Origin of the sequence: Thomasclavelia sp., from assembly GCF_017889095.1 — a bacterium.
GTDB lineage: Bacteria > Bacillota_I > Bacilli_A > Erysipelotrichales > Coprobacillaceae > Thomasclavelia.
In genome coordinates this window covers 1-10,216 of record NZ_JAGHEW010000253.1, presented here as the reverse complement: position 1 = coordinate 10,216, position 10,216 = coordinate 1, and the positions used below count along the sequence as shown (strand labels likewise).

The following is a 10,216-nucleotide window of genomic DNA, read 5'->3' as shown; positions in this document are numbered from 1 at the left end:
TAGTGGTAGTTTCTTATTCGATTTTATATCAAAATATATTTTAAAAAAATCAGATGTTAATGTTAGAGAGTTAAAGTCATCTCAATATCTTAGTAGCATTGGAATTCCACATACTGTTGGTACGGATAGTGCATTTCTATTGTCACCATTAAAAACGAAAAGAGATAATTATTTATGTTTTATCCCTGCACACTTTGATGATTGGCATCCGTATTTTAAAAAACATAATATTGATAATTATTTCATGGAATCATTTTTACCTATTTTAACTAAAGTGGCAAAAAAAAATAATTTAAGCATTGTTGTATTACCGCATTTTGATTTGAAGACAGAACATATATATTGTGAAGAGATAAAAGATAAAATAATAAATTTTGGTATTGATAAAAGCAAAGTGATTGTTCCTAAAATTTACAATTATCAAGAATATGATAAATATATTTCATCAAGTTTAATTACTGTGGGAATGAGATATCATAGTTGTGTTTTGGCTGCTAAAAATGCAATCCCTTTTTTAACATTATCGTATGAAAATAAAATGAATGAGGTTGCTACATATACAGAAATGAGTAAATTTGTTATCAATCTTTATGAGCTAAATAAATATGATTCTGTTCATATAGAAAGTATTATCGATGAATTGATAAATAATAATTATTATTTATCGGATAAACTTTCTAAACGATATGTGAACTACCTTCTACCAAATGTACAAAAAAAGACAAAAGAAGTATTCAAAATATAATGAAAGGAATTTTAATACAATGAAAATAGCGGTCGCTGGAACGGGATATGTAGGATTAAGTATTGCTACATTATTAGCACAGCATCATGAAGTGATTGCATGCGATATTATTGAAGAGAAAGTAAATATGATAAACAATAGAAAGTCTCCAATTCAAGATAATGAAATTGAGACTTTTTTAAGTACAAAAAATTTAAATTTAGTGGCTACACTAGATGCAAAAGAAGCCTATAGTAACGCTGAATTTGTAGTTATTGCAACTCCTACTAACTATGATTCAAAGAAGAATTTCTTTGATACTAGTGCAGTGGAAGCAGTAATTAAGCTAGTAATGGAATATAATCCAGAAGCTATTATGATTATTAAAAGTACAATCCCAGTAGGATATACTCAAAGTATTATAGAAAAAATGAAGTTAAAGAATATTATATTTAGTCCTGAATTCTTAAGAGAATCTAAAGCGTTATATGATAACTTATATCCTTCTAGAATTATTGTAGGAATAGATATGAATGATCCCAAATTAGTAGAAGCTGCAAATACATTTGCTAGTCTATTAAAAGAAGGTGCAATCAAAGAAGATATTGAAACATTAATTATGGGATATCCAGAAGCAGAAGCTGTTAAGTTATTCGCTAATACTTATCTAGCATTAAGAGTATCATATTTTAATGAATTAGATACTTATGCAGAGTTGAAAGGATTAGATACAAAACAGATTATTGAGGGAGTATGCTTGGATCCAAGAATCGGAACTCATTATAATAACCCGTCATTCGGTTATGGAGGTTATTGTTTACCAAAAGACACTAAACAATTACTAGCTAACTATCAAGATGTACCCCAAGAAATGATGAGTGCAATAGTAGAAAGTAATAAAACCAGAAAAGATTTTATTGCTGATAGAGTATTGAAAAAAGCTGGATATTATGGTTATGGTGAAAATAATGAATATAATCCGGATAAAGAAAAGAACGTAGTTATTGGTGTATATCGATTAACAATGAAATCCAACTCTGATAACTTTAGACAATCATCAATTCAAGGTGTAATGAAACGCATTAAAGCAAAAGGTGCTAAAGTAATTATTTATGAACCAACTTTAAAAGACGGTGAAACATTTTTTGGAAGTAAGGTAGTAAATAACTTAGAAAAATTTAAACAACAATCACAAGCAATTATTGCTAATAGATATAATAGTTGTTTAGATGATGTAAAAGATAAAGTATATACAAGAGATTTATTTAGGAGAGATTAGAAAATTTAAAGGAAATGGTGGTGAAATAATGCAATTAGATACAACATCATTTCAAAGTATCCTAGATTCATTATGTAAAGAATTAGAACTTAATAATCAGGTTATTTTAGATACTATAGATTCAGGCTATTATATGTTCCAACAAAATCATCAAGTATTATATATTGATGACTTGTATGAATATTGTTTTAATATAGTAAAGAAATATTTTAAAGGAACTGTTGATAAAGTACATTTCTATAGCATATCTAGAAGATTAAAGGATACTGATAATGATGGCTTAAGTTTGTTAGAATTACTAACAGAAGAAAATAGTTTTTCAAACTATTTAAAAGAATATGGATTAACATTTAAATTTGATGATGAAATAAAAATGTATGTTAATGGTAATAAGATTGATATTCCTGATGATAAGAAATATAAACCTTATCTTAAATATAGGTTTTCATATGATTATTCATTCAAAGGATTTGCATTTGATGATCAATTAATGAATAATGAGATATTAGAAATAGTTAAGTATGGTCCGGAATTTTTCGGACATCTTTTTAATTACGTAGATAACGATGATGAGATCATCGATAACTATTTAAAACAAAGTAAATTATATAAATTTGAGTATTTAGTACCTATAGAAGATATTTACTTTGAAAATTATGAGGATTTATCAAATGAAGAAAAACAATATCACATTCTAGCAATGATGATGTTAAGATTATATTTCTATAAATATGATAAAGATTTTGTAGAAATGGATGAAATGAATCCTCTTATGGTAGTGAAAGATAATAAATCAATTTCTAGCAAATATCTTGTCAATAAAATTGAATTAAATGATGATGAAACACTAGGTTATTAATAGCTTAGTGTCTTTTTATGAGTATAATGATAAATATTCTACAATTAACATATTTTGGTGATTGTAAGACAATATTTGTAAAGGAGGTTTGATTATAGTGATCAAAAATATTGAAACAACAATTAGCTGGAATGCTTTGATTGATGAATATAAATCTAGCCAAAACTTTATTTTTATGAGCAGGTTCTATAAATATCATTATCATAAACATAAATCAGACCATACTGATAAAGTAATTGAGCTTAAATTTGATCATTGACAACAAGTTAAAAAAAGATAAAAAGAAGAAAACTTTTATGCAATCTAAAAATACAGATAGGTAAATAAAAAGGATAATCATACAAAAAAATGAAACATCTCCAGAAAAAACTTACTTTTTAGTGCTGCATACCTATGAAAAAAGTGATTTATATTAGGAAAAATGATATAATGAGCATGTGTAGAAAGGGTGAAGCAAAATGGGTATGTATTTAAATCCAGGTAATGATGATTATTGTGAATTACTAAATTCAAAAATTGTGATTGATAAATCATTATTAATTGAAAAAACAAATGATATAATTAATACAAAATCAAAATATATCTGCATTTCAAGACCGAGAAGATTTGGTAAGAGTACTGATGCTAATATGCTTGTTGCTTATTATTCAAAAGGTTGTGACTCTCATACTCTTTTTGATAACTTGAAAATTTCTAAAACTAGTAAATATGAAGTACATCTTAATAAGCATAATGTCATTCATTTAAATATGCAAAATTTTCTTAGTAAGTCCAAAAATATAGATGAATTCATTTTATTGTTAAGTTCTATATTAATTAGAGAATTTAAACGAGTATATGAAGATGTTGATTATTTTGATGATACTAATCTTCAATTTTCATTATCTGATATATTTAATGAAACTGGCAATAAATTTATTTTTATTATTGATGAATGGGATTGCTTGTTTAGAGAATTTAAAGAAGATGAAAATGCACAAAAACAATATCTTGATTTTCTAAGAGATTTATTTAAAGATCAAAAATATGTAGAAATGGTATATATGACTGGTATACTTCCAGTCAAGAAATATGGAACACATAGTGCTTTAAATATGTTTGATGAAATTTCTATGATTGAACAAAGAGGATATTCATCTTTTATGGGATTTACAGAACAAGAAGTAAAAAATTTATGTAATGAATTTGATGTTAATTATCAAACAATGCAACAATGGTATAATGGTTATCATCTAGAAGACGATATATCTGTTTATTCACCACGTTCAGTATCTTCTGCTATTATGACTAGAAAATTTAGTAATTACTGGTCTCAAACAGAAACATTTGAAGCATTACAGGATTATATTGACTTAAACCTGGATGGATTAAAAGATAATATTGTAGAAATGATAGCTGGAAATAGAGTGAAAATAGATACAACATCATTCCAAAATGATATGACATCACTTAAATCAAAAGATGATGTTCTTACATTGTTAATACATTTAGGGTATCTTGCATTCAATTCGAATGAAAGTAGGGTATATATTCCAAATAATGAAGTAAAAGGAACGTTTATTACATCAATTAAAAATTCTAATTGGGATATAGTTACAAAAGTTTTCAAAAATGCAAATGATTTATTACAAGCTACTTGGGATAAAGATTCCAAACGAGTTGCAAAGTATATTCAAGATTCACATTATGAAACAAGTATACTTCAATATAATGATGAAAATGCATTATCTTATACTATTTATTTAGCGTATATTACTGCAAGGGAATATTATACGATTGTAAGAGAACTTCCTACTGGTAAAGGTTTTGCTGATATTACATTTATTCCAAGAGGTGATAAACCAGCAATGATCGTCGAACTTAAATATAATGAAAATGTAGAAACAGCAATTACTCAAATTAAGAATAAGAATTATCCAAAATCATTAGAACATTATGTAGACAACTTGTTATTAGTATCTATTAACTATGATAAGAAAACAAAAGAACATCAATGTCATATTGAAAAATATGAATAATATTAATGATTATATTTCAGTTTAATTATAAAGTTTTGTATTAAATTTTTTTAGTATATGAAATTAACAAAAATTGATAAAAAACATATGTTAAACAAAGTGGTGTAAATAAAAAGAAATTTATTGAATATTTTGTTATATTAGAGTTAATCAAATTGGAGTTAATAGACACCTGGTTAATTTTTTAGAGTCAGCTAATTTGTTATGAGAACCACTTTGTTTTGCCTTATTAATAATCGAAAACACCTTCTGTAAGTTGTAATATAAAAGATAAGATAGCTTATCTACTGCAATTTTATAGGGGGTTATGTTAAAATTAAAAGAATCTTAAAAAGAAGATTCAAGGGCAAACGTCAAATAATGTATATCTTGATTTTAGCGGTAAAAACGTGAAAATTTACAGCAAGAGGTCTATAATTAATTCATTATAAGTGAACCAAAAATTGTGAGATAATACTTATAAATGGGGTTCGATTACAGTAATCAAAAGTGTTGAAACAACAATTAACCGGAATGCTTTGATTGATGAATATAAATCCAGCCAAAACTTTATTTTTATGAACAAGTTCTGTAAATATCATTATCATAAACATAAATCAGATTATACTAAAAAGTAATCGAGCTTATATCTGTTTCATATAAAAATCTATGGTGTGTTGGATCTTATTGCATTTGCTTCGCTGCGAGTCATGAAAACTGGTTTTATTGCAGCATTAACGGCTTTAAATGGTTAAAATATATCAACTATAGCTATTTAAAATGAACATATAAAACAGGGTATCTTTATATAAAAAATTATAATTTATAGTTTTTAGACTTATTCTTATATAAAGCTGATATGAAAAATAATAAGAATATAGTCAATATATCAATTGCTAAAATAGTTTGAATTGTAAGCGGAGATAGTCTCCGTTTTTATTTTAATAAAATTATTTTGTAAATATAATTTACAAAAAATATAACAATTAATATAAATTTTTAAAATGTCCTTAGAATATCTGGAAGAACCATTCTAACCTAAAAATCTTTATGTTAAATTAAATGCGTAAAGAGGAGGAAATGTATGGAAAGTATAAGGAGTTATAAAAAAGTTAGTATCCAGAAAAGATATCAAGAAAGTTTTTTAAGTTACTTTTTGATGTATTTGTTTTGTTATATTGCTTTAGCTGTATTTTCTGGCTATATTTCAATCTATTTAATGGATCTAGGTTATAATGCTAGTCAAATAGCATTTGTTGTTTCTTGTTCTTTTATACTGTCAATGATTATTCAGCCATTTATTGGAATTTTAAATGATAAGTATCATGATACTATTAATGAAATATTATTAATCATAGCCGGAATCTTAGGAATAGTATTTATCTATTTAAAAGATATTATTTTAATTGGTTTGATTTATGGTTTAGTTTTAGCTATTATCAATGGAATAACGCCAATGCTGGAAAAGAAAGCAACAATTTCATCTCATCCGTATGTATCAATTAGAATTTGGGCTACAATTGGTTATGCTGTTGGTTCCTTGATCGGGGGAATGATTTATCACCATGTTAGCCCTACAGCAATGTATATTCTTTACGTAATTGCTATTTTTATTAGTGTGATTGGAATTTATGGAACCAAAGATATTCCTAATGTAAGGACAACGCAGAAAAAATCAATGATTAAGGTTTTTTTAAACAAACAGGTCTTATTATATTTTGTAATTGCCTGTATCTTTTATGGAACCACTAATGTAAATACTACATATTTACCAGCAATGTTTCAAAGTATTGGTATTTCAATGGATCTTGTTTCCACCATTATTTTAATTTTGACATTATTTGAATTACCAGTTATTGCCTTATATCGATATATTAATAAAATTAGAAACAAAACACTATTAATAATTGATTTTATCATTATTATTATTCAGTTTATGATTTATACTCTAGTGTCCAATACTATTATTATTATCATAACTGCCTGTTTAACTAAAGCAGTAGCAACGATGATATTTATTATGTTGAATATGAAAATCGTAGCCGTATTAGTTGACAAGCAGCATCAAATGACTGCCTTAGCTCTAGTTTCGACAATAAAAAGTTTTGCTTCAATTATTTTTCAGTTTGCTGCTGGCTATTTTGTCGATTATTATTCATATCAAATCTTATATGCTATCTTAACAGTAGTAGCAGTTATTGGTTTAATAATTATCCTATTTTATCAAATTGATGATCATCAAGAAGATTTATTTCAGTAATATAAAATTTAAATCCCATTTGCAAATTAATCCAAAAATTGAAAATGATTTGTAAAAGATGTTTGAGAGTTTTTAAAACTAATGTTTTAAAATTTAGCTTTATGATATTTTATAGTCAAGAAAAATATAAAAGGAGGAAATGGCTATGTTAAATTTTGTGTATCAAAATCCAACCAAAGTTATCTTTGGCAAAGGGGTCATCAATGATTTATCAAAACAAGTTTTAAATTATGGAAACAAAGTATTGATTGTTTACGGCGGTAAAAGTATCTTTAATAGCGGTCTATATGAAGTTATCACTAAGCAATTTATTGAAAATGAAATTGAATATCACGAATTAGCTAATGTTACAGTTCCAGCGCTAACAACTTTATATCAGGGAATTGAAATAGCTAAAAATAATGATATTGATGTAGTTATTGGCATTGGCGGGGGATGTTGTATTGATATGGCTAAATCAATTGCAGTTGGCGCTAGTAATGAAGTCGATATTTGGGATGTGTTACAAGGAAAAGTAGCTTATGATCAGTTAAATTGTTTACCAATCGGTGCAGTTGTAACGGTTGCTGGAAGTGGCAGTGAAATGGACGGTAATAGTGAGATTGAAAACTTAGAAACTGGTGAACATGGAAGTATTGGCAGCTTTATCAAAACTTATCCAGCTTTTAGTATTTTAGATCCTGAGCTTACTTATAGTTGTCCATTTGAATTAAGTGCATATCACAGTATGACGATCATTGTTCAGGCAATGGAACAATATCTTGTTGATCGCCAAGATACATATATTCAAGATGGTTTTGTGGAAACTATTTGTAAAACAGTAATCAGTGCTTTAAGAAGTTTAAAAGAAGATCTTCATGATTATAACGCTCGTGCTAATTTGATGTGGGCTAGTGCCATTACTTGTAATCGAATTTTAGGTCGTGGTAAAAATGCTCCCTGGTTAGGTGGTCCTTTAGGTGGTTTATTAAAAGATCTTGATTTAAATTATGCCCAAAGAATCACAATTACCTGGCCAAAATACTTAATTACTTGTCATCAAGATTTTGTGCAGACATTAAAATCATTTGCCTTAAATGTTATGCAAATTGATCCCCAGGATAAAACTTGTGATGAAATTGCATTAGCTGGGGCTCAGGCTTTACAAGATTTTGTTGATGAAATGAATCTTGCTCATACAGTTAAAGATCTTGGCTGTGGTAATCACGAATTAAGTGAATTTGAAGCTAAGATCGATAAACTTGCAAGTCGTAATGTTATTAGTAAAGAAGATATTGAAACAATTATAAAATTATCAATTGGAGGAAAATAAAATGTTATCAAATTCAAAATTAGGTTTTGGTCTAATGCGTTTGCCTAAAGATGTTCAAGGCAATATTGATTTAAATCAGGTACAATATATGGTTGATTCCTATATGAAAGCCGGTTTTAATTATTTCGATACTGCCTATGTTTATGGTGGCAGTGAAGCAGCAATGAAAGCTACTTTGGTTGACAAATATCCTCGTGATGCATACACGATTGCTGATAAATTACCAGCTTGAAATTATCTAGTGAAGAAGATGTAGCGCGAATATTTAATGAGTCATTAGAAATTTGTGGTGTTGATTATTTTGATTTTTATTTGTTGCATAGTGTTGAAAAGAAACATTATCCAACTTATGAAAAATATCATTGTTTTGAATTTATCCAGGAGATGAAAAAACAAGGAAAAATTAAATATATTGGCTTTTCTTTCCATGATACTGCTGAATTTTTAGATCAGGTTTTAAGCGAGCATCCAGAAATTGACTTTGTTCAATTACAATTAAATTATCTAGATTGGGAAAATGGGGTTATCCAGTCACGGAAAAACTATGAAGTCGCTAGAAAACACAATAAGCCAATTGTTGTCATGGAGCCGGTTAAAGGGGGAACTTTAGCTTCTTTTCCTGAAAAGATTGAAAAAATCTATCGCAGTTATGATGCTAAAAGGTCAATGGCTTCTTGGGCGTTAAGATATCTTGGTTCTAAAGAAGGAATCATGACAATTCTATCAGGAATGTCTAATGAAGAACAAATGAATGATAATTTGCAAACAATGGTTAATTTTGAACCATTATCTAAATATGAAGAAAGCTTAGTTCAGGAAGTTGTCAATCAGGTGCTTTCATATCCAATGATTCCTTGTACAGCCTGTCGTTATTGTGTACCGGGATGTCCGTTAAACATTCAAATTCCAGATTTATTTGTTGCTTATAATAGTGCAAAAACTTATGGTGCCAATACTCGTTATAACACTTATTATCAAGATCATACAAGCGGTGATTTTAATTTAGCTAGTGCTTGTGTTGAATGTGGTCAATGTGAGGGCGTATGTCCCCAGCATTTAAAAATTATTAGTTTATTAAAAGATGTGGCAGTAGAATTTGAAAGTTAATTAAAATATAAAGAAAATTTATGAGTAAAGATAACAATAAACATGTAACAATGTGGAATAGCTGGTCCAAAAGTCGTTTTGGAAAGCCAGTTTATGATTTATGGTTAGAGAAGTATTTACCATTATTTAATCAAAAAGAAACAATTTTAGATTTAGGTTGTGGGATTGGTGCTAATACCCGTTATTTAATTGAACAAGGTTACTTAGTTTTATCTTGTGATTATTCGCTGCAGGCTCTAAAAAATATCGATCAATATATTCCTAATAGCCAGACAAAATATTTAAATATGAATGATCCTTTCCCTTTTGAAAATAATAGTTTTTCAACTATTGTGGCAGATATTTCATTGCATTATTTTGTTGATCAAAAAACAATTCAAATCATGGAAGAAATCAAAAGAATCTTAAAACCTGGCGGTTATTTGATTGCCCGAGTATCAAGTGTTAATGATGCTTATAATATTAGTAATGCTAAAGATCCTGATTCCCGCTATCATGATTATGGCAGTTATGGACAGCGATATTTTAATGAAGCTGATTTATATCGTTATTTTGGACTGATTGGTGATTTTGAATATCAGGAAGTTATGATGACTAGAAATGAACCGTATTACTCATATCCCAAAGCATTATATCAGGTACTAGTAAAGAAAAAGTAATGTTAAAGCGAAGAAATAG

Annotated in this window: 10 protein-coding genes; all 10 read left to right on the top strand. The window is 27.7% G+C overall.

The window, feature by feature from the left end; genetic code table 11:
- Window positions 1-745: polysaccharide pyruvyl transferase family protein (locus tag J7M77_RS11405; RefSeq protein ID WP_296878631.1), on the top strand; the 745-nt coding region annotated here is incomplete at its 5' end.
- A gap of 19 nt (window positions 746-764) precedes the next feature.
- Complete coding sequence (locus J7M77_RS11400) at window positions 765-2,003, top strand: nucleotide sugar dehydrogenase (RefSeq protein ID WP_296878630.1); 1,239 nt, start codon at window positions 765-767, stop codon at window positions 2,001-2,003.
- 28 nt (window positions 2,004-2,031) lie between these two features.
- On the top strand, window positions 2,032-2,862 hold the full coding sequence (locus tag J7M77_RS11395; RefSeq protein ID WP_296878628.1) for a hypothetical protein: 831 nt from the start codon (window positions 2,032-2,034) through the stop codon (window positions 2,860-2,862).
- A 97-nt stretch (window positions 2,863-2,959) separates the two neighbouring features.
- On the top strand, window positions 2,960-3,121 hold the full coding sequence (locus J7M77_RS11390) for a hypothetical protein (protein ID WP_296878626.1): 162 nt from the start codon (window positions 2,960-2,962) through the stop codon (window positions 3,119-3,121).
- 199 nt (window positions 3,122-3,320) lie between these two features.
- Window positions 3,321-4,880: an AAA family ATPase gene (locus J7M77_RS11385; RefSeq protein ID WP_296878624.1), complete on the top strand. Its 1,560-nt coding sequence runs from the start codon at window positions 3,321-3,323 to the stop codon at window positions 4,878-4,880.
- Window positions 4,881-5,943: 1,063 nt separating this feature from the next.
- Window positions 5,944-7,119, top strand: coding sequence for an MFS transporter (locus tag J7M77_RS11380; RefSeq protein ID WP_296878622.1), 1,176 nt, complete (start codon window positions 5,944-5,946; stop codon window positions 7,117-7,119).
- Window positions 7,120-7,264: 145 nt separating this feature from the next.
- Window positions 7,265-8,431 (top strand): iron-containing alcohol dehydrogenase, encoded by a 1,167-nt coding sequence (locus J7M77_RS11375; protein WP_296878620.1) that lies wholly within the window; start codon window positions 7,265-7,267, stop codon window positions 8,429-8,431.
- Window position 8,432: 1 nt separating this feature from the next.
- The gene (locus tag J7M77_RS11370) at window positions 8,433-8,663 is read left to right on the top strand and encodes an aldo/keto reductase (protein ID WP_296878618.1); all 231 of its coding nucleotides are present in this window, start codon (window positions 8,433-8,435) and stop codon (window positions 8,661-8,663) included.
- Window positions 8,660-9,538, top strand: a complete 879-nt coding sequence (locus tag J7M77_RS11365) for an aldo/keto reductase (RefSeq protein WP_296878616.1) — start codon at window positions 8,660-8,662, stop codon at window positions 9,536-9,538. Before J7M77_RS11370 ends, J7M77_RS11365 begins: the two co-directional genes overlap by 4 nt.
- A gap of 20 nt (window positions 9,539-9,558) precedes the next feature.
- Window positions 9,559-10,197: a class I SAM-dependent methyltransferase gene (locus J7M77_RS11360; protein ID WP_296878614.1), complete on the top strand. Its 639-nt coding sequence runs from the start codon at window positions 9,559-9,561 to the stop codon at window positions 10,195-10,197.
- Window positions 10,198-10,216: the final 19 nt, after the last annotated feature.